Annotated in this window: 1 protein-coding gene; it reads right to left on the bottom strand. The window is 68.6% G+C overall.

All coding sequences use genetic code 11. The annotated features are described in order from the left end of the window. Positions 1 to 388, bottom strand: a 388-nt coding sequence (locus tag AB4Z38_RS25860; protein ID WP_441432356.1) for a SpaH/EbpB family LPXTG-anchored major pilin, incomplete at both ends; no start/stop codon positions are given.

Genomic DNA, 388 nt, shown 5'->3' with positions numbered 1-388 from the left:
TGGAATCCGGCGTTGGCCAGGACGTTGTCGATCGTCACCGTCACGGCGGAGGGGTCGGTGCTGGTGACCGTGGTTTCGACCGGCTGGGCGAGGAGCGCGTACCCGGTCGGGGCCTTGGTCTCGACCAGCCAGTAGGACTGGTAGCCGGGTTGGCCCGGGTTCACTGTCGCCCCGTTGGCCCAGTTGGAGTAGCGCAGGCCCGAGATCACCAGGTTCCCGCTGGCATCGGTGGTCCAGGTGCTGGCACCTCCGATGCTGATCGCGTTGGTGCCGGCCAGGGCATCGGCCCGGCTCGGGTAGACCGAGAACACGGCGCCGGCCAGGGCGGCCGAACTCCGGGAATCCTGCTTGTGCAGCACGATGTTGCCCCACTTGGTCACCGCCACCG

The organism is Arthrobacter sp. 2RAF6 (genome assembly GCF_052115205.1).
Taxonomy (GTDB): domain Bacteria; phylum Actinomycetota; class Actinomycetes; order Actinomycetales; family Micrococcaceae; genus Arthrobacter.
This window is presented reverse-complemented; position numbering and strand designations above follow the sequence as displayed.